Source organism: Bradyrhizobium sp. MI1.4, assembly GCF_055811315.1.
Genome location: NZ_JBVVPP010000002.1, coordinates 143,553 through 163,831 on the forward strand (window position 1 = coordinate 143,553; position 20,279 = coordinate 163,831).

The window sequence follows — 20,279 nt, forward strand, 5'->3', positions numbered from 1 at the left end:
CCCCCCCCCCCCCCCCCCCCCCCCCCCCCCCCCCCCCCCCCGCCCGCCCCCCCCCGCCCCCCCGCCCCCCCCCCCCCCCCCCCGGCCCCCCCCCCCCCCCCCCCCCCCCCCCCCCCCCGGGGCCCCAACCCCCCCCCCGGGGGGGGCCGCCCGCCCCCCCCCCCCCCCGACGTTGAGGCCTATTCCTTCGCCACCACCGGCACCTGGCGGAATCTTGCGCGAATCGACTCGGGCAGCGGCGAGAAATTCATCGCGACGCCGCGGCGGTCGTTGGCATTGCGGCTGGCGACCACCAGGCCGTCCGCGCCCGCGACGATGTCGCCCTTGCGCAAGGTGGGATCGTCGTCGACCTTGACCTGAGCGAGCCCGACCGGATCCTTGCCGTTGCAGGTACAGCCTGCGACAATCTCATTGCGATAGCGGAACGCGTTAGGCAGGTCGGAATAGGATTTCCCCTTATCCGTCGTCGCGTCGTCGATGTTGCCGCCATAGACCAGCGAGGTCTCCGAGGCCGGGCAGAAGCTCTTGCAGGATTGCGCCTTGCTCTCGGAATCGTTTCCCTGCGCCGGGAAATAACGTCCGTCGCAGCCGCGCACGCAATAGGCCGTGCCGCCACCGTAGGAGGCCCGCTGGCGCGGCGGGTCGTAGCGCGGCGTGTCATCGGTCTGGAAAGGCATGCGAATCTCGGGCGCCGGCCGTCCGCGGAAGCCGCCGAACAGCGCCGAGAAAAAGTCCTCCGCATGGGCGGATGGCGTCAGCGCGAGGCCGAAGGAGGCAATGGCGACGAACGCCGCCGCGCCCCCGGCGAGTTTGCCGATCGAACGTCTCTTCATGTGACCTCACTCGACCCTTAGTTCACGGCCGAATTCGAAATGTTCAGCGCCTGCCGGCCTGAGGGCAGCGCGGTCACGGCTGGGCGCTTGCGCACGGAATCACTGCCTTTCGCCATCAGCGGCGCGTTCTTCGGTAGCACGACCACCTTGGCGCCGACATTGACACGGCCGAACAGGTCGGTGACATCCTCATTGGTCATGCGGATGCAACCGGACGAAACGAACTTCCCGATCGTGGTGGGATCGTTGGTGCCATGGATGCGGTATTCGCTCGACCCGAGATACATCGCACGCGCGCCGAGCGGATTGCCGGGGCCACCAGCGACGAAGCGGGGCAGATAGGGTTGGCGCGCGATCATCTCAGCCGGCGGATGCCAGTCCGGCCACTCCGCCTTGCGGCTGACGCTCTGCACGCCCGACCAGGTGAAGCCCTCGCGGCCGACGCCGACGCCATAACGGATCGCGCGGCCCTGGCCGAGCACATAGTAAAGGTAAGTATTGTTGGTATCGATGACGATGGTGCCGGCCGGCTCGCTGCGGTCGAAGCTGACAATCTGCCTGCGCAGGCGATCTGGCAGCGCGGCATCCTCGTCGGGCGCTTGCGCGTTCTGACTTGCATAGCCTTGGTTCGCATAGCCTTGGTTCGCATAGCCCTGGTTCGCATAGCTTGGGCTCGCATAACCCTGCGAATAGCCCTGGTCCTGCGGGTAAGCCTGATCTTGCGGATAGGTGTAGCCCAGCGTCTGTGCGCTTGCGGCGCCGAACGGCACTGCCAGCAAAGCGGTTGCAAAGGCAAAAGCGGTGATGCGGCGCTGCGATAAGCGGCGTCGGACTGCAGAGAACTTCGTCATGTGCTGCCCCGTGTGGATGCCTGCATCAGGGTGATGCGCTGGTTTGTTCAACGCGGTCCAACCGCTACAAGTTCCGCGGCGGGATGCAGCAGCGACGTCACAGTCAAGCGAGCGCTTCTTCGCGAAGCCGCGATGGAACCCGCAGGGCGCGAGGACGTTCTCCCCTGGTCATGGGCGCGAGGACTGAAGTCTCCGTGCCGGAGAGGTATTGTGCGCGTCCTTCCCAGTGAACGTATGACTCCCGGCAATGGCGAAGGCACTCCGCTTCCCGAGAGCCACGGCGAACTCCCGCCGGTGATCCGCCGCACCGAACTCGTCGCCTTCTCGCTCGCCGGACTGCTCCTCATCGCAATCGTCGCGGTGCTCTATGTCGGAAAGGCGTTCTTTTTGCCTGTCGTGATGGCGTTCGTCACCGGCACGATGCTCTCGCCGGCAGCGACCTTTCTGGAGTACCGGAAAGTGCCGCGCGGGCTTGCCGCCGTCTTGATCGTGTTCGCGGTGACCGCCGTGGTCGGCTTCATCGTCGCGCTGATCGCCTCGCCGGCGATGGAATGGAGCTCGCGCCTGCCCGAACTCGGCGCGCAGTTGAAAGACAAGGTCCACGTGTTCGACCGGCCGCTGGCGCTGTGGCGAGAGCTGCAGACGATGCTCGGCGGCTCGGAGGGATTGCCAAGCTTCCAGATGCCGAAATTCGAGTGGGTGCAGCCAACGATTGAATTCCTGTCACCGACCTTTACCGAATTCCTGCTGTTCTTCGTCACCCTGATCCTGTTCATCGCCAGCTGGCGCGACCTGCGACGGGCAATGATCATGACCTTCAGCGATCACGACGCACGGCTGCGCACGCTTCGCATCCTCAACGAGATCGAGGTCCATCTCGGCAACTACCTTTTGACTGTGACCCTGATCAACGTCGGCGTCGGCGTCGCCGCCGGAATCGTCTGCGCCCTCACCGGAATGCCCAATCCGGCTGGCCTCGGCGCGCTGGCGGCCACCCTCAATTTCATTCCGATCATCGGACCGGTGGCCATGTTCGCCATTCTGGTCGTGGTGGGGCTGGTCACCTTCCCGACCGTCAGCGGCGGCCTGATGGCGGCGCTCGCCTTTGGCGGCATCACCTTCCTGGAGGGACATTTCGTCACGCCGACCATCATCGGCCGGCGGCTGGCGCTCAATGCGCTCGCGGTGCTGCTGGCGCTGGCGTTCTGGACCTGGCTGTGGGGCCCGATGGGCGCGTTCCTGTCGTCGCCGCTGCTGATCGTCGCCCTGATCCTGAAGGAGCATCTGTTGCCTGAGGATTCGCCGCAGCTCCCGCAGGACTGACCGGTTTCCGTGAACGGAACTTACACCACGACGAAACGTTTCCCGGCTGTCTCAACCGTCAACAGCCCGGAGCCCCTGATGTCCACCACCAATGCCGAAGCCGGGATGAGAGACTGGACCGACAAAACCACCAGAGAACGCCTCGAGAAGGATGTAGCAGCCGTGAAAAGCGATATCGCCGCCCTCACTGATCAGATCACCGACGCGCTCAATACTTTTGCCAACTCCTCCAGCAAGCAAGCCCGCCGCGGCTATAGCCAAGCGCGCGAAAACGTGGATTCCGCGATCGACGACATGTCGGAACGCGGCAGCGCGATGATGGGCGCGGCACAGGAGGCCTACGGCTCGATCGAGGAGACGCTGGAGGACGCGATCACGCAGCGGCCGCTCGCGACCGTCGGGCTTGCGCTCGGCATCGGCTTCCTGATCGGCGCGGTCTGGCGTCGCTGAGATCGCGAACGGGTATCGAGACGGTGGCGCAGCGGCGCCGCCGGTGCCGGCTTGTGGGGATCTGAGGAGCAAGACCATGTTTCAGCGCATCATCGACGGGATCAGCGCATCCACCGGCACCACTGTGCGGCTGACCTCGCTGGCAGCAGGCGCGGCGTTCGCACTCTTCATCACCACGTGCTTCCTGTGCGCGGCGGCATTCATTTCGGTGCTCAACAAATATGGTCCGGTGCAGGCCTGCCTCGCCGGTGCGGGCATTTTCTTTCTGCTGACCCTCACCGCGGCGGTGAGCTATTGGGTCTACAAACGGCAGCTGCGCAAGCAAGCTCATATCGCGGCCGAGCGCGCCACGAAATCGGCGGCCTCGAGCATGCTCGCGGACCCCATGCTGCTCGCCACCGGTCTCCAGATCGTTCGCGCCATCGGGATCAAGCGGCTGTTGCCGATCCTGGCGATCGGCGGCGTCGCCCTCGGACTCATGGCGAGCCGCGCCGGCGCACCCGACGAGGCCTCGGCTGAGCCTGCCGAGTAGCAGCTACCGGGTTAGAAAATTTCGTCACGGGTCCCGCGAACGCGCCTATCCAATCGGCACCGGCGGCCCCGCGCCAATTTCGCGCCGTTTGCCTGCGCCATCACGCAAACGCTACTCGGATAGGCAGGCGGTTGCCGCTAAAAGCAGCGCCCCTGATTCCAAAAGCCATTTTTTCGATGAAACCGTCCGTCCAGGCGAACCTCGCCGCATTTCAACACGACCCCCGGCTCTATTTGACGCTCGGTATCGCCAACTGGTCGGTTTTCGTCGACCACATCCCGAACAACGTCGTCAATTTGCTGACGCTGCGCAATTTCGGCTTCAGCGGCGCCGCAGACTTGTTCGTGTTCGTGGCCGGCTATGGCATGGCCATCATTCACGGCAAGATCGCCCTGGAGCGCGGCTACGTCGTCGCGGCGACGCGCATCTTCCAGCGCATGTGGCGGCTCTACGCCGCCTATGTCGTCCTGTTCGTGATCTACATCGACGCCATCGCCTATGTCGCCTCGCAATCGATGGCGCCCGAGATCATCAACGAATACAACATCTCGGGCATCATCGAGCATCCGCTGCGGATCCTGATACGCGGACTGGTGCTTCAGGAAGAGCCGCTGAACCTCGATCTTCTTCAGCTGATGATCCCGCTGATGGCCCTCCTTCCACTCGCGCTGTGGGGGCTGTTGCGGCGTCCGAACCTGACGCTGGCGGCGTCGGTCGCGCTGTACGTTGCGGCGCGCTGGTTCGGCTGGAATTTCCGGGTTTATCCGGACCAGGAGTGGACCTTCAACCCGTTCTGCTGGCAGATGCTGATGGTGCTGGGCGGCTGGTTTGCCGTGACCGGCACGTCGGGCCGCGCGCTGCATGGCCTGTCCTGGCTGCGCGTGCTCGCAGGCGCCTATCTCGTATTCGCGATGGCAATCACGCTGATGCGACACTCGCCGACGCTAGCGGCCTATTTGCCGGATATCGTGCTCAACACCATCACGCCGACCGACAAGGAAGACCTCGCCCCCTATCGCGTGGTCCACTTCCTCGCGCTCGCTTTCCTCGCGACATATTTCGTCCCGGCCGATCATCCCGGCCTGCGACTGAAGCCGCTTCAGGCGGTGATCAGATGCGGCGAGGAATGGCTCGCGGTGTTCTGCGTCGGCGTGTTCCTGTCGTTTGCCGGCCATCTCATCCTGATCACCGGCGCCAATTTGGTGGTGATGCAGATTGCCGTGAGCCTGGCCGGCTTCGCGGCGATGGCCGCGGTCGCATATTACATCGCCTGGTCGAAGCGGCAGGACCTGCCCGCGGCCTTGCGGCAACAGGCCTAACCCGGCACCTTCCGATTCCCCTAGGCCGGCCATTACGGCTGGGCTATGCGGAGCGGCAGCGGATTGCATGGGGAGGCCGGGCGTGGTGATGGCGAATGGCGGGGATGAGGGAGCCGACGGCGCGCCCCGGCGCGGCCGGCCAAGGTCGATCGAGACCACCAACGCCATTCTCCAAAGCGCCTATGCGCTGATGGCCACTACCGGCCTTGCCGCCACCACCATTGACGCGATCGCGCGCCACTCCAGCGTCTCCAAGATGACGATCTACAAATGGTGGCCGTCGCGCGAAGCCTTGCTGATCGACGCCTTTCTTCACCATGCCGCGCAGATGCTGCCGCTGCCGCATGCAAGCTCGGGCAGCCCCGCCGCGCGCGCACGCCGCCATGCCGCCGCCTATGCCGAAGCCCTCCAGGGCGAGTTCGGCAAGGTCCAGCTCGCCGTCATCTCCGAATGCATCTCCAAGACCGGCTCGGCGGAGCTGTTCTACGCCCGCTACCTGCAATTCCGCCGCGACGCGCTGATCGAGATGATCGCCGCGGGCCAGAACGACGGCAGCATTCTGGCGGAAGCACCGCCCCAGGATCTCTACGACGCGATCTATGGCAGCCTGTTCTACCGCTACGTCTTCGGCATCGCGCCGATCACGCCGGCCTACGCGCGGACCCTGGTTGACCTCGTGCTGCGGCCGAAGAGCTAGCCTCGAATTACCGCGCAGGCCGGATCGGTGCTGACAGCTTGTCGGTGCGGTCGCGCTCGGTCATGTCCTCGACCGTCTCCATCGGCGCGGTCAGCTCGTAGACATAGGAGACGTCGGTGAAATAGCGCTTGGCGGTGCCGCCGAGCGCCTCGGGCGCGACGCGGTCGAGCAGGATCAGGCCGAAGTCGGAATCGGGGCGGCGCGTCGCTTCGCTGGTGTTGAACTCCTCCCAGCGGAAATAGAAGACCTCGCCGGACCCCTCGTTCGTCACCGTCCAATTGGCAGTGATGTGCGGATGCTTGCCGACAAGCGACAGGCCCTCGTCGGAGTGCGAGGCGAGCTCGAAGAACAGCAGCGACAGACTCTGCGCCGCGCGCGCGCTGACTGCGATATCAGGACCGGTGACGGCAATGCGGTCGGCATGCGGGATGGCGCGCGCCTCGAACAGGCCCTTCAGCTTGACACCCTGCCACTGGCTCTCGCTGAGCAGCGAGACGACGTTGGACATGGCGTGGATGCGGCCGATCAGGAGCTCGCGCGCGACATCGATGTCGGAGCCATGGCGCAGCGTGCGGGTCACGATCGACTGGATCACCGCCAGGATGTTTTTGACCCGATGGTTGAGCTCGTCGATGACAGCCGTCAGCCGGCGCTCGAAGCCGATTCTGACCTGGATTTCCCGGCTGAGCCGCAAATTGTTGTAGGCGACATAGCCGAACAGGCCGCACACCATCGCGGTGATCGCAAGGCCGATCGCCGCCACGATGATCGCAGTCTGCTCGGCGCGGCGCGCCGAATTGGTCTTGGCGTAATAGCCGAGCTGCCAGTCGCGACCACCGAAGCTCACCGTGCGCGTCGCCGACGGCGCCGGCCCATCGGCCGCTGTCGGGCGGGCCGAGACCACGCCTTGATCGTTGGCGACCAACTCGCCACCCTCCCGGCGCGGATCCTTCAGCGCAACCGCGAACAACGACATGTCGTCGTTGGTCAGCATCAGGGAAGAGAGCTCATAGGAAAATGTGATGAAGCCCGCCGGCTCCGTCGCGCCCTCGGGGATGACGGGAGCCGCCACAATGATGCCGATCGACCCGTCGCCACGCAGGAGGGCAACCGGTTCTGAGGCAACCGACCTCTTCTCCACTCTGGCGCGCGCCAGCATGGCGCCGCGCACCTGATCCTGGTCGTAACTGCGGCCGGGCAGCCCCTTGGTCTCGTTGCTGCGCGGCTCGAGATCCATCAGCACATCGATCGGCTGGGTGACACCTGCCGGATCGATCGGCTTGTCCTCATAGCTGCGGATTCGCGGATTGGGGAAGCCGGCGCTCGCGATCGCGGCTTGTGCTGCGGCAAGCTCGTTCGGCTTCAGGCGGGCGACCCAGCCCGCCACCACGAAATCGGTCTTGAAGGCGTAGATGGCCGAGCGCAGCGGCTCGAGCATGTTGGGCTTGAGCACCGACGGCGCCCGGAACAGGCCGGAGGCAACCCGCGCGAGCAGTTCGCGCTCGGTGAGCCGGTCCTGGACCAGGCTCGCATGGACATCGATCGCGCGCGCCAGCGCGATCCGGTCCAGCGCCAGCTCCTGGTCGTGGACGCGATAAGCCGCAAGCCCGGAGAGCAAGGCCCCGAGAAGAGCAATGAAGCCGATGATGAAACCCAGCCGGACCACGCGACTACTCAGGCGAAAGCAGGAGGTCGGCAATAAATACGGAGCATATGGACGCCGCTCGAACGGGCACGTGCCGAAACAGGGTGAACCCCAATCGCCGAGATAATGAAGGAGGAGGCATCGGTACGCAACTTGGTCGCCTGAGAAGCTTAAATCGGCCCGCCGATGGTCCGGCCGAGTTGGATTTGCTCCGGGCACCGGAGGTAATCAATTGCCGTGACCGAAATTTGTTCCGCGGACACGGCTCTGCCCACGGTGTTAACGGGGGAAACGCCTGCGTTAGGTCGTCGCGCCGGTCAGCCGGCCCGTTTCAAGCCGCCTTTGGCCTCAATGAAGCCGATGATGCGGTCCAGCCCCTGGCTTTTTTTCAGGTTGGTCATGACGAACGGCCGCTCGCCGCGCATCCGCCTGGCGTCCGTCTCCATCTTTTCCAGGGAGGCGCCGACATGGGGCGCCAAGTCGATCTTGTTGATGACAAGGAGGTCGGACCGGGTGATGCCGGGGCCGCCCTTGGACGGGATCTTGTCGCCGGCCGCCACGTCGATGACGTAAATGGTGAGATCGGCGAGCTCCGGGGAAAAAGTGGCAGCGAGGTTATCACCGCCGGATTCGATCAGCACGAGATCGAGTCCGGGAAACTTGGCGCGCATATCCGCCACCGCGGCGAGATTCATCGAGGCGTCCTCGCGGATCGCGGTGTGCGGGCAGCCGCCGGTCTCGACCCCGGCAATGCGATCCGGCGTCAGCGAGCCCGAGCGTACCAGGAATTCCGCATCCCATTTGGTGTAGATGTCGTTGGTGATCGCGGCGATGTCGTAGCGCTCGCGCATGGTCTTGCAGAGCAGGTCCATCAGCGCAGTCTTGCCCGATCCGACCGGACCGCCGATGCCGACACGCAAGGGGCCGTGAGATGTAGCCATTGCTTTTTTTCCTATCGTCGTCCTGGCTAAAGCCAGGACCCGTTACCACTGAATCCGATTGTCACGGCACGCTGCAGCCACATCTGTGCATAACCACGCGCACCCGTGGTTATGGGTCCTGGCTTTCGCCAGGACGACAGTGAAAGCGACGAACCCGCTCAAGATCTGAACAGCCGCGTATATTGCGTCTCGTGCCGCACGCTGGCGAGGTCGGCGCGGAACGTCGCGCCGCCGACATCGTCCAATGTCGCATTCAGCGCACGATTCGCCGTCGCGGCAACCGCGGCTTCCAGCCTCACCAGCACGCGCTGGCTGTCGGTCTGGCCGAGCGGAATGAGCCGGCTGGCCGCGGAAATCCAGTTCGAGACCAGCGCATGCAGGAAGGCGTGCAGCGTCGGCGCCAGCGGCACGCCGTGCATCGCAGCGACCACGCCAACGGCAACGGGATAGACCAGTGGCGTACGGCATGCCGCAACCATCGCATCCAGCCCGTCTGCATCCCACGCGGCGCGGGCGATGTCGATGAAGGCACGGCCCTGCGATGTCGTCTCCAGCTGCCGCTCGCGCGACGGCACGAAGGCCGCGGCGAGCTCGGCGATATCGCCCAAGGTGTCGCCCTCGCCCGCTTCAGTGGCGCGATAGGCGTGGACCAGAAACGTCGCATCGCAGAAGCCAGAGCCATCGCGAAGCATCGCATCGAGCCAGTCCGCCAGCGACGCGGTGTCGTTGATGTCACCGGCTTCGACCGCCCATTCGATGCCGCTGGAGTAGGAAAAGCCCCCGACGGGAAACGCCGGCGACAGCCAGGTCATCAACCGGTACAGCGCCGCCGCCTCGCACTCCGCGAGGTCGCGGGCCGCGACCGGCTCATTTGTGGTCATGAGCATGCTTGTGGCCGTGGTGATGGTCGGGGTGATCGCAATGCTCGTCGTGGTGGTGATGGTGATCGTGACCGTCGCCATGTGCGGCATGATCATGATGGTGATCATGACCGTGATGATCATCGTGGCCGTGATCGTGATGCGCGTGGTCGTCGTGTCCATGCGCATGTCCGGCATCCGCATAGGCGCCGCCTTCGGGATCGAACGGCGCCTCGATCTCGATCACGCGCGCGCCGAGGCCCTTCACCATGGCTTCGATGACGTGGTCGCGGCGGATGCGCAGGCTCTTGGCCATGATCTGCGTCGGCAGATGGCGATTGCCGAGATGCCAGCCGACACGAATAAGGTGGTGCGGATCGTGGCCGCGGATCTCGAGCAGCGGCTCGGGCGCAGCGACCACCTCGACCAGCCGGCCGTCCTCCAACACCAGCGCATCGCCGCCGCGCAGTGCGACGGCATTCTCCAGGTCGAGCAGGAACTCGAGTCCCCGCGTCCCCGTCATTGCCATGCGGCGGCGGTGTCGATCGTCGAAATCGAGCACGACCGTATCCGCCGGCGCTTCCGCGAAGCGGTGTTGTCCCCTGACCTGCGTCGCCCGGATCATGCGCGTTTACCCCGTTACCGTGTCTCGACCTTCTCGGGCGTGATCACTTCGATCTTCGGCGGCGCCGTAAAACACTTCACCGCGACGCGGCCGAACGTCTTCATGTGCTCCATGGCGCGATGCGGCACCAGCGCCTCGGCATTCTCCCACTGCTCGACGAACACCATCTTGGCGGGATCGGTGACGCTCTCATGCAGATCATAGGCGATATTGCCGGGCTCTTTCCGCGTCTCCTTGATGCAGGCGGTGGCGGCTGCAATGAATTCGGCGCGCGTTTCAGGCTTGATGGTCAAGGTGGCGACGACGTAGATCACGAGAAATCCTCCCGGCTTTTCTTCTGGGCTTCAGATACCGGGCGGGACCTTAGACCAGGCGGGATCGAACGCAAAACCCGGAAAAGCCGCTCCCGGATATGCGACCAGGACATGGTCCTGGGACATGCGTTGAGGCGCTATTTCAGTACATGAAATATCGCTGCGCCATCGGCAGCACCTCGGCGGGGGCGCAGGTCAAAAGCTCGCCGTCGGCGCGGACCTCATAGGTCTCAGGATCGACCTCGATATTGGGCGTGGCGTCGTTGTGGATCATGCTTTTCTTCGAGATTTTTCCGCGGGTGTTCTGGACCGCATAGAGCTTCTTGTCGATGCCGAGCTTACGCGCGAGGCCGCCGGTGATGGCGGCCTTCGAGGTGAACACCACCGAGGACGCGGTGCGCGCCTTGCCGAAGGCGCCGAACATCGGCTGATAATGCACCGGCTGCGGGGTCGGGATCGAGGCGTTGGGATCGCCCATGGGAGCGGCGACGATCATGCCGCCCTTGACGACGCAATCCGGCTTGACGCCGAAGAAGGCCGGCGACCACAGCACGAGATCGGCGAGCTTGCCCTTCTCCACCGAGCCGATCAGCTTCGAAACGCCATGGGCGATCGCGGGATTGATCGTGTATTTGGCGATGTAGCGCTTGACGCGGAAATTGTCGTTGTCCTTGCCTTTGTCCTGCGGCAGCGAACCGCGCTGCTTCTTCATCTTGTCGGCGGTCTGCCAGGTCCGGATGATGACCTCGCCGAGGCGGCCCATGGCCTGGGAGTCCGAGGAGATCATCGAGAGCGCGCCGAGATCATGCAGGATGTCCTCGGCCGCGATGGTCTCCTTGCGAATGCGGCTTTCGGCGAACGCCAGGTCTTCCGCGATCGAGGGATCGAGGTGGTGGCACACCATCAGCATGTCCAGATGCTCGTCGATGGTGTTGCGCGTGAAGGGCCGCGTCGGGTTGGTCGAGGACGGCAGCACGTTCTTCAGCCCTGCGACCTTGATGATATCGGGGGCGTGACCGCCGCCGGCGCCCTCGGTGTGGAAGGCGTGGATGGTGCGGCCTTTGAACGCCTTGATCGTATCCTCGACGAAGCCGGATTCGTTGAGCGTGTCGGTGTGGATCATCACCTGGATGTCGTAGTCGTCGGCGACCGACAGGCAATTGTCGATCGCGGCAGGCGTGGTGCCCCAGTCTTCGTGCAGCTTCAGCGCACAGGCGCCGGCCTTGATCATCTCGACCAGCGCGGCGGGCCGCGAGGCGTTGCCCTTGCCGGAGACGCCGAGATTGACCGGGAATGCGTCGAACGATTGGATCATCCGCCCCATGTGCCACGGCCCCGGCGTGCAGGTGGTGGCGAACGTGCCGTGCGAGGGGCCGGTGCCGCCCCCTAGCATCGAGGTGACGCCCGACATCAGCGCGTGCTCGATCTGCTGCGGACAGATGAAATGGATGTGGCTGTCGAAGCCGCCCGCGGTGAGGATCTTGCCTTCACCCGCGATCACGTCCGTGCCGGGGCCGATGATGATGGTGACACCGGGCTGGATGTCGGGATTGCCGGCCTTGCCGATGCCGGCGATCATGCCGTCCTTGATCGCGACGTCGGCCTTCACGATGCCCCAGTGATCGACGATCAGCGCATTAGTGATGACTGTGTCGGCCGCGCCCTGCTTGTTGGTGACCTGCGACTGGCCCATGCCGTCGCGGATCACCTTGCCGCCGCCGAACTTCACTTCCTCGCCGTAGCTGGTGAAGTCCTTCTCGACCTCGATGATGAGATCCGTGTCGGCCAGCCGCACCTTGTCGCCGGTGGTCGGGCCGAACATGTCGGCATAGACGGAACGCTTTATTTTGACGGACATCACAAGCCCCGTTTGCGTTTGAATTCTGGATCGGTGCTCACAGAGAGGTTCTCGCTGTGAGCACCATGTCGTCGAAGGTCGTATCGAGCCAAGAGTTACCGCCGCGGCAACCAGCGACAACCTGTTCGGCCCAGTCGGTATAATCGACGAGATCGTCACGTTCCTCGGCCGTCGGATCCGAATGTACGCGCGCGCCGATATTGCTGATCTTGTCGGCGATCTTGATCAGCCTGGCGCCAGCCGATTTTTTCGGTGCGTCGAGCACCTGACGCCGCCGCCGCTCCGGCTTCGACAGGCTCATATCGTCGGTGCACTCGTCGACAAGCGACGCGACACGGTCGGAGAATTTTTGCGCGAGCTCCTCGCGCGTGGTGTCGGTGTCCTCGATCGCATCATGCAGCCAGCCGGCTGCAACCAGTTCGGCGTCGGCGCCGTCGGTCGCGGTCGCAAGCAGGTTCGCGACCTCGGCGAGGTGGTTGATGTAAGGCTCATGACCGCGGCCCTTGCGCGCCATGCCGTTGTGACGGCGCGCGGCGAGTTCGGCGGCTTCGGAGACGAGGCGGACAGGTGACAGCATGGCAAAGTCCTCCGTTTTCGCCTCAACCATGCCGCGCCACGCTCGTTCCTGTGGAATTCACAGCTTCCCCATCACGTCGCCGCGGAAGCCGTAGATGGTCTTCTTGCCGGCCACCGCGACGAGTTGGACGTCGCGGGTCTGGCCGGGCTCGAAGCGGACCGCGGTGCCGGCGGCGATGTCGAGGCGCATGCCGCGGGCCTTCTTGCGGTCGAACTTCAGGGCCGGGTTGGTCTCGAAGAAATGGTAGTGCGAGCCGACCTGGATCGGGCGGTCGCCGGTGTTGGCGACCGTCAGCGTCACCGTCTTGCGGCCGGCGTTGAGCTCGATCTCGCCGTCCTGGATGAAGAGTTCGCCGGGGATCATGCTCTCGCTCCTACCTGATCGGCTCGTGCACAGTGACGAGCTTGGTCCCGTCCGGAAACGTCGCCTCGACCTGGATGTCGTGGATCATCTCGGGAATGCCCGGCATCACCTGGTCGCGGGTGAGAACCTGCGCACCCGATTGCATCAACTCGGCGACGGTGCGGCCATCCCGCGCGCCTTCGAGGATGAAATCGGAGATGAGCGCGATCGCCTCCGGATGGTTGAGCTTGACGCCGCGATCCAGCCGGCGGCGGGCCACGATCGCCGCCATCGAGATCAGAAGCTTGTCCTTTTCGCGAGGAGACAGGTTCATACGAAATCTCTTCCGTTCACTTCGTCAATTCAACCAGAGCCGCGGCAGCGCCGCGCCGGTGCGCGCCAGCACGGTCATCATGTCTGCGCGCAGACGCGCCGCATCTTGGGCACAGAACCGCGCCATTGCAAAGCCATTCCAGGCGGATATCCCGACCTCGCTGGCGAAGGATTCCGAGGCCTCGCGGATGCGCTCGATCAGGGCCTCGTCGCCGGGCACGATCAGCGCCGTGCCAATCGCAGCGCCGCCCCTGGCCACCGCCGATCGCGCAAGCTTTGCGCCAATATTGCCGTCGAGCCTGACGGTCTCGGCGAACACTAGCTTGCCGCCGCGACGCAGCCGCCAGCGATCGACGAACTCACCCTGCTCCATCCGTTCGCCCATCGCGGTACGGCCGAACACCACGATCTCGCACAGCAGGAGCGAGGCAGCCGCATCGAGGTCTATGTCGAAGCGACGACGCACGCGCGCGCGGTCGAACAGGATCGTCTCCTGCGGCAGCCAGCCGAGATGTGCGCCTGCGCCAACCTTCAGCGCTATATTGAGCTCCGCCGCCTGCCCTGGCGCGCGATAGACCTTTTCCGCGGCCGCCGTCGTCAGCGTCAGCTTCGAACCATCTGCGGCAGCGATCTCGATGTCGAAGCGATCGCCGCCGGCGACACCACCGGCCGTGTTGACGAACACGCCGGAGAGCCCCTCGTCCTCCGGCGAAGGGAAGCGCACGCGCAGGGAGCCGGACTCATGCAATATCCCGCGACGTGTCACACCGTCGCGCGCGTGGACGTCGAAGCGCACCGCGCCGCGGGCACGGTTGGCGTCGAACACCGAAGATGCCGTTAGAACGTCGCTGCGCATCCGCCCCCCAGCCGGTCGCGGCAGAATGGCCTACAGCGCCATCTGGCGGCTGATTTCGCTCGCGTCGAGATTGGAGCGGTCGCAGGTGAACTTCACCGCGCCGCGATCCATCACCGCAAAACTGTCGCCGAGTTCGCAGGCAAAGTCGAGATATTGTTCGACCAGCACGATGGCGATGTTGCCGAGATTGCGCAGGTACGAGATGGCACGGCCGATGTCCTTGATGATCGAGGGCTGGATGCCCTCGGTCGGCTCGTCGAGCAGCAGCAGCTTCGGCCGCATCACCAGCGCGCGCCCGATCGCGAGCTGTTGCTGCTGGCCGCCGGAGAGATCGCCGCCACGCCGTCCGAGCATGGATTGCAGCACCGGAAACAGGGAGTACACGTCGTCCGGAATGTGCTTGTCCTCGCGCCTGAGCGGCCCGAAGCCGGTCTTGAGATTCTCCTCGACCGTCAGAAGCGGAAATATCTCGCGCCCCTGCGGCACGAAGCCGATACCCTTGCGCGCGCGCTCATAGGGTTTCAGGCCCGTGATATCGTTGCCGTCGAGCACGATGGCGCCCGAGGAGATCGGGTACTGCCCGACCATGGCACGCAGGAGCGAGGTCTTGCCGACGCCGTTGCGCCCGAGCACGCAGGTGACCTTGCCGGGCTCGGCCGCAATCGACACGCCGCGTAGTGCCTGCGCCGCGCCGTAGAACAGGTTGATGTCCTTGACCTCAAGCATCGCTCAGCGCCCCAGATAAACTTCGATGACCCGCTCGTTGGACGAGACCTGGTCGATGGTGCCTTCCGCGAGCACGGTACCCTCGTGCAAGCAAGTGACCTTGACGCCGAGCTCGCGCACGAATGTCATGTCGTGCTCGACCACCATCACGGTGTGGGTCTTGTTGATTTCCTTGAGCAGCTCGGCGGTGAGATGCGTCTCGACGTCGGTCATGCCGGCGACGGGCTCGTCGACGAGCAGTAGTTTCGGATCCTGGGCGAGCAGCATGCCGATCTCGAGCCACTGCTTCTGGCCGTGGCTGAGGCTGCCGGCGAGACGGTTGCGGGCATCGGTGAGGCGGATCGTCTCCAGCACCTTGTCGATCTGCTCGGCCTCCGCCCGGCTGCCGCGCCAGAACAGCGTACCCTTGACGCTGTGGTCGACATTGAGCGCGAGCAGCAAATTGTCCTGCACGGTCTGGCTCTCGAACACGGTCGGCTTCTGGAATTTACGGCCGATGCCGAGCTCGGCGATGCGGGTCTCGTCCAGTCGCGTCAGATCGGTGACTCCGTCGAACAGCACGGTGCCTTCGTCGGGCTTGGTCTTTCCGGTGATGATGTCCATCATCGTGGTCTTGCCGGCGCCGTTCGGGCCGATGATGGCGCGCATCTCGCCGGGCTCGAGCGTCAGCGAGAGGTTGTTGATGGCGTGGAAGCCGTCGAACGAGACGTGCACACCGTCGAGATACAGCATTGCGGAGGTCGCGCGGGTGTCCATGACGTTCATTGCGCCTCCTCCGCCATTTTGGGTTGGGTGACGCCGTCTTCGGCCGCGGCGCTCGCAATGGTCGCGGCGTCGCGCCTTTCCTTCGACGAGTCCCACCAGGCGTTGAAAGTGCCGACGATGCCCTTAGGCAGCAGCAACGTTACCAGGATGAACATGGCACCCAGCATGAACAGCCAGTAGGGCGCGAGCATGCCGGAGGTGAAGAACGTCTTTGCGTAGTTGACGACGACGGCGCCGAGCGCGGCGCCGACCAGCGTACCGCGGCCGCCGACCGCGACCCAGATCACGGCCTCGATCGAATTGCCCGGCGCGAATTCGCTCGGGTTGATGATGCCGACCTGCGGCACATAGAGCGCGCCGGCGACGCCGGCCATGCAGGCCGACACTGTGAACACGAACAGCTTGTAGGATTCGACCCGGTAGCCGAGGAAGCGCGTGCGCGATTCCGCATCGCGCACGGCGATCAGCACCTTGCCGAGCTTGGACGAGACGATGGCGCGGCAGATCAGAAAGCCGGCGATCAGCGCCAGGCAGCTCAGCGCGAACAGCGCAGCACGCGTGCCCTCGGCCTGCACGTTGAAGCCCAAGATGTCCTTGAAGTCGGTCATGCCGTTGTTGCCGCCGAAGCCGAAATCGTTGCGGAAAAAGGCGAGCAGCAGTGCATAGGTCATCGCCTGGGTGATGATTGACAGATACACGCCAGTGACGCGCGAGCGGAAGGCGAGCCAGCCGAAGGAAAAGGCGAGCAGGCCCGGCACGATCAGCACCATCAGCGCGGCAAACCAGAACATGTCGAAGCCGTACCAGTACCAGGGCAGCTTCGAATAGTTCAGGAACACCATGAAGTCCGGCAGGATCGGATTGCCGTAGACGCCGCGGCTGCCGATCTGCCGCATCAGGTACATGCCCATCGCGTAGCCGCCGAGCGCGAAGAAGGCACCGTGACCGAGCGAGAGGATGCCGCAATAGCCCCAGATCAGGTCGATCGAGAGCGCCAGGATCGCGTAGCAGACATATTTGCCCCAGAGCGCGACGAGATAGGTCGGCACTTGCAGGAACGAACCTGCGGGCAGCAGCAGGTTGGAGAGCGGGATGAGGATGCCGCAGGCCACGACGATGGCAAGGAAGATGGTCGCGCCGCGGTCCAGCGATCGCGTCAGCATGTGAGGGGTCATGCTTCCACCGCGCGGCCCTTGAGCGCGAACAGGCCGCGCGGCCGTTTTTGAATGAACAGGATGATGAGAACGAGGATGGCGATCTTGCCGAGCACGGCGCCGGCGACCGGCTCCAGGAATTTGTTGGCGATGCCGAGCGTGAAGGCGCCGACCAGCGTGCCCCAGAGATTGCCGACGCCACCGAACACCACGACCATGAAGCTGTCGATGATGTAGCTCTGGCCGAGATTGGGGCTGACATTGTCGATCTGCGACAGCGCCACGCCGGCGGTGCCCGCAATGCCCGAGCCGAGACCAAAAGTCAGCGCGTCGACCCGCGAAGTGGCGATGCCCATCGAAGCCGCCATGCGCCGGTTCTGTGTCACCGCGCGCATCTCGAGCCCGAGTACCGTGTAGCGCAGCATCGCGAGCAGAATGACGAACACCGCGAGCGTGAAGACAAGGATCCAGAGCCGGTTATAGGTGACCGTGATCTGGCCGATCTCAAACGCGCCGCTCATCCAGGAGGGGTTGCCGACCTCGCGGTTGGTCGGGCCGAACATGGTGCGCACGGCCTGCTGCAGCACCAGCGACAGGCCCCAGGTCGCCAGCAGCGTCTCCAGCGGACGGCCATAGAGAAAGCGGATGATGCTGCGCTCGATCACGACGCCGAGCGCGCCGGCCACCAGGAAGGCGAGCGGCACGGCGATCAGCAGCGAATAGTCGAACAGGACGGGATAGCGGGTACGGATCACCTCCTGCACCACGAAGGTGGTGTAGGCCCCGATCATCACCATCTCGCCATGGGCCATGTTGATGACGCCCATCACGCCGAACGTGATGGCAAGCCCGATCGCAGCAAGCAGCAGCACCGAACCGAGCGAGAGGCCGTACCAGGCATTCTGCACCATCGACCAGACCGCGAGCGAACTCTGGATCGAGCCGATTGCGCTCGCGGCAGCCTTGGTCACCGAGGCCGGCTGGTCGCCCATGCCGGTCAGCAGCGCCATCGCCTCCTGGTCGCCGCGCGCCTTGATGGTGGCAACGGCTTCGAGCTTCTCGAGCTCGGTGGCATCCGGCTTGAACAACAGGATCGCCGCGCGGGCGTCGCCCAGCGCAGCCTTGACGGATCGGTTGGTTTCCTTGGCGAGCGCGCCATCGACCGCTTCGAGCGACGTCTCCTCATGCGACTTGAAGACGGATTGCGCGGCCTGGAGCCGCGCTCCGATGTCGGGTGACTGCAGCGTCAGGCTGCCGATCGCCGCATCGACGCTGCGGCGAAGGCGGTTGTTGAGGCGGACCGCGCTCGCACTGTCGGGCACGCTGGCCACGGCCTGACCGGTCGCGGCATCGATCGACTTGCCGTCGGTGCCGGTGACGTAAACCTTCTTGCTATCAGGGTCGGCCATGAGCCGGCCGTCCTGAAGCGCGCTGATGATCGGAAAGGCAAGGGTATTGCCGCTGCCCGCGACCACGCCGATCGCCTCTTCCGTGTCGGAATAATCGTCGTTGGCGAATTTGGCGACCGCATCTTCGAACGGGCCGGCCAAGGCCGGCAGTGCGAACGCGATCAGGAAGAACGAGAGCAGGAGCGAACAGAGGCGGGCGGACAAATTGGCTGGCACTGTGAAAGACCCCGGCAGAAAAGGGTGGAGAAGGCGGCGGGATCGCCGCCCTCTCCGATCGTGCAATGGAGCGTCAGATCCGGATCAGGAGCCCGAACCGAGGCACTTGTTGGTCTTGGTGTTGAAGTTACCGCACTTCTTGCCGACCCAGTCGCCGACCAGGTCCTTGGAGCCGTCGAGCTCCTTCGACCAGGCGTCGCCCGCGACAAGACCCGGGGTCTTCCACACCACGTCGAACTGGCCGTTGGCTTTGATTTCGCCAATGAACACCGGCTTGGTGATGTGATGGTTCGGAAGCATCTTGGAGGTGCCGCCGGTCAGGTTCTTGGCTTCGATGCCGGGGAGCGCATCGATCACCTTGTCCGGATCGGTCGACTTCACCTTCTCGACCGCCTTGATCCACATGTCGAAGCCGATCACGTGCGCTTCCATCGGATCGTTGGTCACGCGCTTCGGATTCTTGGTGTAGGTCTGCCACGCCTTGATGAACTTCTCGTTCTCCGGCGACTTGATCGACTGGAAATAGTTCCAGGCGGCGAGATGGCCGAGCAGCGGCTTGGTGTCGATGCCGGCGAGTTCTTCCTCACCCACCGAGAACGCGACGACCGGGATGTCCTTCGCCTTGATGCCCTGGTTGCCGAGCTCCTTGTAGAAAGGAACGTTGGCGTCGCCGTTGATGGTCGAGACCACAGCGGTCTTCTTGCCGGCCGAGCCGAACTTCTTGATGTCGGCCACGATCGTCTGCCAGTCGGAATGACCGAACGGCGTGTAGTTGATCATGATGTCTTCCTGGGCGACACCCTTGGACTTCAGGTAGGCTTCCAGGATCTTGTTGGTGGTGCGCGGATAGACGTAGTCGGTGCCTGCGAGCACCCAGCGCTTCACCTTCTCGTCCTTCATCAGATAGTCGACGGCGGGGATCGCCTGCTGGTTCGGCGCGGCGCCGGTGTAGAACACGTTGCGCTCGCTCTCCTCGCCCTCGTACTGCACGGGGTAGAACAGGATGCTGTTCAGCTCCTTGAACACCGGGAGCACCGACTTCCGTGACACCGAGGTCCAGCAGCCGAACACGACCGAGACCTTGTCCTTGGTGATCAGCTCGCGCGCCTTCTCGGCGAACAGCGGCCAGTTCGAAGCGGGATCGACGACCACGGCTTCGAGCTTCTTGCCGTTGACGCCGCCCTTCTTGTTCTGCTCGTCGATCAGGAAGAGGATGGTGTCCTTCAGCGTGGTTTCGCTGATGGCCATGGTGCCGGAGAGGGAGTGAAGCACGCCGACCTTGATGGTGTCGTCCGCGGCTTTCGCACCAGAAATGGAAGCCAGACCAAGCATCAGTCCGGCGGTCGCGGCGAGAACGCCACGGCGGCTAAATGGCGCCGCTATATCGTGAGTGGATTTGCTATGCATGAGTGTCTCATCTCCCTGACGCAGACGTGAAAAACGCTGCGAAACGGCCCCAACGGCCGCCTGCGATTAACGGATTCGCAAGAACTGTGCCATGGATTAGACACCCTTCAACCGATTGTTTTTGCTGGTGAAATTGCCAGAAAACGAAGTATTGCACAGGCCGCGCCGCCTAAACATTGAGCAATTCTAATGTATGCGAATGCGGCAGGCAGGTTATTTTCTGAGCAAATTTGTCACTCTGGCTAA

22 protein-coding genes are annotated in these 20,279 nt (G+C 64.2%); 5 read left to right on the forward strand and 17 right to left on the reverse strand.

Going from position 1 to position 20,279, the window contains the following annotated elements; genetic code table 11:
- Nucleotides 1–179: 179 nt before the first annotated feature.
- Together AC0L23_RS03015 and AC0L23_RS03020 are read right to left on the reverse strand one after the other, a co-directional pair.
- Nucleotides 180–833 (reverse strand): DUF2865 domain-containing protein, encoded by a 654-nt coding sequence (locus tag AC0L23_RS03015; protein WP_085351742.1) that lies wholly within the window; start codon nucleotides 831–833, stop codon nucleotides 180–182.
- A gap of 17 nt (nucleotides 834–850) precedes the next feature.
- Complete coding sequence (locus tag AC0L23_RS03020) at nucleotides 851–1,684, reverse strand: L,D-transpeptidase (RefSeq protein ID WP_085351741.1); 834 nt, start codon at nucleotides 1,682–1,684, stop codon at nucleotides 851–853.
- A gap of 210 nt (nucleotides 1,685–1,894) precedes the next feature.
- Between AC0L23_RS03020 and AC0L23_RS03025 the strand changes: the two genes are divergently transcribed.
- The 5 genes from AC0L23_RS03025 to AC0L23_RS03045 all read left to right on the forward strand — a co-directional run bounded on the left by AC0L23_RS03025 (nucleotide 1,895) and on the right by AC0L23_RS03045 (nucleotide 6,005).
- Nucleotides 1,895–3,007, forward strand: coding sequence for an AI-2E family transporter (locus tag AC0L23_RS03025; protein WP_026232782.1), 1,113 nt, complete (start codon nucleotides 1,895–1,897; stop codon nucleotides 3,005–3,007).
- 78 nt (nucleotides 3,008–3,085) lie between these two features.
- Nucleotides 3,086–3,457 carry an ElaB/YgaM/YqjD family protein gene (locus tag AC0L23_RS03030; protein WP_085351839.1) on the forward strand — a complete coding sequence of 124 codons (372 nt, stop codon included), beginning with the start codon at nucleotides 3,086–3,088 and terminating at the stop codon, nucleotides 3,455–3,457.
- A 76-nt stretch (nucleotides 3,458–3,533) separates the two neighbouring features.
- Nucleotides 3,534–3,989, forward strand: a complete 456-nt coding sequence (locus tag AC0L23_RS03035; RefSeq protein ID WP_085361619.1) for a hypothetical protein — start codon at nucleotides 3,534–3,536, stop codon at nucleotides 3,987–3,989.
- Nucleotides 3,990–4,165: 176 nt separating this feature from the next.
- Complete coding sequence (locus AC0L23_RS03040) at nucleotides 4,166–5,308, forward strand: OpgC domain-containing protein (protein WP_085351740.1); 1,143 nt, start codon at nucleotides 4,166–4,168, stop codon at nucleotides 5,306–5,308.
- A 67-nt stretch (nucleotides 5,309–5,375) separates the two neighbouring features.
- Nucleotides 5,376–6,005: a TetR/AcrR family transcriptional regulator gene (locus tag AC0L23_RS03045; RefSeq protein WP_026232784.1), complete on the forward strand. Its 630-nt coding sequence runs from the start codon at nucleotides 5,376–5,378 to the stop codon at nucleotides 6,003–6,005.
- A 7-nt stretch (nucleotides 6,006–6,012) separates the two neighbouring features.
- On the opposite strand, the gene AC0L23_RS03050 is transcribed toward AC0L23_RS03045, so the two are convergent.
- The 15 genes from AC0L23_RS03050 to urtA form a co-directional block, all read right to left on the reverse strand.
- Nucleotides 6,013–7,671, reverse strand: a complete 1,659-nt coding sequence (locus AC0L23_RS03050) for a CHASE domain-containing protein (protein ID WP_018454661.1) — start codon at nucleotides 7,669–7,671, stop codon at nucleotides 6,013–6,015.
- Nucleotides 7,672–7,967: 296 nt separating this feature from the next.
- On the reverse strand, nucleotides 7,968–8,591 hold the full coding sequence (ureG, locus tag AC0L23_RS03055; protein ID WP_026232785.1) for an urease accessory protein UreG: 624 nt from the start codon (nucleotides 8,589–8,591) through the stop codon (nucleotides 7,968–7,970).
- A gap of 158 nt (nucleotides 8,592–8,749) precedes the next feature.
- Entirely contained in the window at nucleotides 8,750–9,478 is a 729-nt protein-coding gene (locus AC0L23_RS03060) for an urease accessory protein UreF (RefSeq protein ID WP_018454663.1), read from the reverse strand.
- Nucleotides 9,459–10,076 (reverse strand): urease accessory protein UreE, encoded by a 618-nt coding sequence (locus AC0L23_RS03065; protein WP_018454664.1) that lies wholly within the window; start codon nucleotides 10,074–10,076, stop codon nucleotides 9,459–9,461. The genes AC0L23_RS03060 and AC0L23_RS03065 overlap by 20 nt, the downstream gene beginning before the upstream one ends.
- Before the next feature lie 14 nt (nucleotides 10,077–10,090).
- Nucleotides 10,091–10,390: a putative quinol monooxygenase gene (locus tag AC0L23_RS03070; RefSeq protein WP_007599815.1), complete on the reverse strand. Its 300-nt coding sequence runs from the start codon at nucleotides 10,388–10,390 to the stop codon at nucleotides 10,091–10,093.
- A gap of 142 nt (nucleotides 10,391–10,532) precedes the next feature.
- On the reverse strand, nucleotides 10,533–12,248 hold the full coding sequence (gene ureC, locus AC0L23_RS03075) for an urease subunit alpha (protein WP_085351739.1): 1,716 nt from the start codon (nucleotides 12,246–12,248) through the stop codon (nucleotides 10,533–10,535).
- Nucleotides 12,249–12,285: 37 nt separating this feature from the next.
- Nucleotides 12,286–12,825, reverse strand: a complete 540-nt coding sequence (locus tag AC0L23_RS03080) for an HD domain-containing protein (RefSeq protein ID WP_026232787.1) — start codon at nucleotides 12,823–12,825, stop codon at nucleotides 12,286–12,288.
- Between the two features lie 57 nt (nucleotides 12,826–12,882).
- Nucleotides 12,883–13,188 carry an urease subunit beta gene (locus AC0L23_RS03085; RefSeq protein ID WP_007599812.1) on the reverse strand — a complete coding sequence of 102 codons (306 nt, stop codon included), beginning with the start codon at nucleotides 13,186–13,188 and terminating at the stop codon, nucleotides 12,883–12,885.
- Nucleotides 13,189–13,198: 10 nt separating this feature from the next.
- Nucleotides 13,199–13,501 carry an urease subunit gamma gene (locus AC0L23_RS03090; protein WP_018454667.1) on the reverse strand — a complete coding sequence of 101 codons (303 nt, stop codon included), beginning with the start codon at nucleotides 13,499–13,501 and terminating at the stop codon, nucleotides 13,199–13,201.
- A gap of 24 nt (nucleotides 13,502–13,525) precedes the next feature.
- The gene (locus AC0L23_RS03095; protein ID WP_085351738.1) at nucleotides 13,526–14,356 is read right to left on the reverse strand and encodes an urease accessory protein UreD; all 831 of its coding nucleotides are present in this window, start codon (nucleotides 14,354–14,356) and stop codon (nucleotides 13,526–13,528) included.
- A gap of 30 nt (nucleotides 14,357–14,386) precedes the next feature.
- On the reverse strand, nucleotides 14,387–15,082 hold the full coding sequence (gene urtE / locus AC0L23_RS03100) for an urea ABC transporter ATP-binding subunit UrtE (RefSeq protein WP_007599806.1): 696 nt from the start codon (nucleotides 15,080–15,082) through the stop codon (nucleotides 14,387–14,389).
- Nucleotides 15,083–15,085: 3 nt separating this feature from the next.
- Nucleotides 15,086–15,847, reverse strand: a complete 762-nt coding sequence (urtD, locus tag AC0L23_RS03105; RefSeq protein ID WP_018454669.1) for an urea ABC transporter ATP-binding protein UrtD — start codon at nucleotides 15,845–15,847, stop codon at nucleotides 15,086–15,088.
- Entirely contained in the window at nucleotides 15,844–17,022 is a 1,179-nt protein-coding gene (gene urtC / locus AC0L23_RS03110) for an urea ABC transporter permease subunit UrtC (protein ID WP_026232788.1), read from the reverse strand. The genes urtD and urtC overlap by 4 nt, the downstream gene beginning before the upstream one ends.
- Nucleotides 17,019–18,626, reverse strand: a complete 1,608-nt coding sequence (gene urtB, locus AC0L23_RS03115) for an urea ABC transporter permease subunit UrtB (RefSeq protein ID WP_473356772.1) — start codon at nucleotides 18,624–18,626, stop codon at nucleotides 17,019–17,021. Before urtB ends, urtC begins: the two co-directional genes overlap by 4 nt.
- 84 nt (nucleotides 18,627–18,710) lie before the next feature.
- Nucleotides 18,711–20,033, reverse strand: coding sequence for an urea ABC transporter substrate-binding protein (urtA, locus tag AC0L23_RS03120; RefSeq protein WP_026232789.1), 1,323 nt, complete (start codon nucleotides 20,031–20,033; stop codon nucleotides 18,711–18,713).
- Between the last annotated feature and the right edge of the window lie 246 nt (nucleotides 20,034–20,279).

Coding starts and splice junctions, on each gene's coding strand:
- AC0L23_RS03015 (WP_085351742.1), bottom strand. CDS start 833: ATGAAGAGACGTTCGATCGGCAAACTCGCCGGGGGCGCGGCGGCGTTC.
- AC0L23_RS03020 (WP_085351741.1), bottom strand. CDS start 1,684: ATGACGAAGTTCTCTGCAGTCCGACGCCGCTTATCGCAGCGCCGCATC.
- AC0L23_RS03030 (WP_085351839.1), top strand. CDS start 3,086: ATGTCCACCACCAATGCCGAAGCCGGGATGAGAGACTGGACCGACAAA.
- AC0L23_RS03035 (WP_085361619.1), top strand. CDS start 3,534: ATGTTTCAGCGCATCATCGACGGGATCAGCGCATCCACCGGCACCACT.
- AC0L23_RS03040 (WP_085351740.1), top strand. CDS start 4,166: ATGAAACCGTCCGTCCAGGCGAACCTCGCCGCATTTCAACACGACCCC.
- AC0L23_RS03045 (WP_026232784.1), top strand. CDS start 5,376: ATGGGGAGGCCGGGCGTGGTGATGGCGAATGGCGGGGATGAGGGAGCC.
- ureG (WP_026232785.1), bottom strand. CDS start 8,591: ATGGCTACATCTCACGGCCCCTTGCGTGTCGGCATCGGCGGTCCGGTC.
- AC0L23_RS03060 (WP_018454663.1), bottom strand. CDS start 9,478: ATGCTCATGACCACAAATGAGCCGGTCGCGGCCCGCGACCTCGCGGAG.
- AC0L23_RS03065 (WP_018454664.1), bottom strand. CDS start 10,076: ATGATCCGGGCGACGCAGGTCAGGGGACAACACCGCTTCGCGGAAGCG.
- ureC (WP_085351739.1), bottom strand. CDS start 12,248: ATGTCCGTCAAAATAAAGCGTTCCGTCTATGCCGACATGTTCGGCCCG.
- AC0L23_RS03080 (WP_026232787.1), bottom strand. CDS start 12,825: ATGCTGTCACCTGTCCGCCTCGTCTCCGAAGCCGCCGAACTCGCCGCG.
- AC0L23_RS03085 (WP_007599812.1), bottom strand. CDS start 13,188: ATGATCCCCGGCGAACTCTTCATCCAGGACGGCGAGATCGAGCTCAAC.
- AC0L23_RS03090 (WP_018454667.1), bottom strand. CDS start 13,501: ATGAACCTGTCTCCTCGCGAAAAGGACAAGCTTCTGATCTCGATGGCG.
- AC0L23_RS03095 (WP_085351738.1), bottom strand. CDS start 14,356: ATGCGCAGCGACGTTCTAACGGCATCTTCGGTGTTCGACGCCAACCGT.
- urtE (WP_007599806.1), bottom strand. CDS start 15,082: ATGCTTGAGGTCAAGGACATCAACCTGTTCTACGGCGCGGCGCAGGCA.
- urtD (WP_018454669.1), bottom strand. CDS start 15,847: ATGAACGTCATGGACACCCGCGCGACCTCCGCAATGCTGTATCTCGAC.
- urtC (WP_026232788.1), bottom strand. CDS start 17,022: ATGACCCCTCACATGCTGACGCGATCGCTGGACCGCGGCGCGACCATC.
- urtA (WP_026232789.1), bottom strand. CDS start 20,033: ATGCATAGCAAATCCACTCACGATATAGCGGCGCCATTTAGCCGCCGT.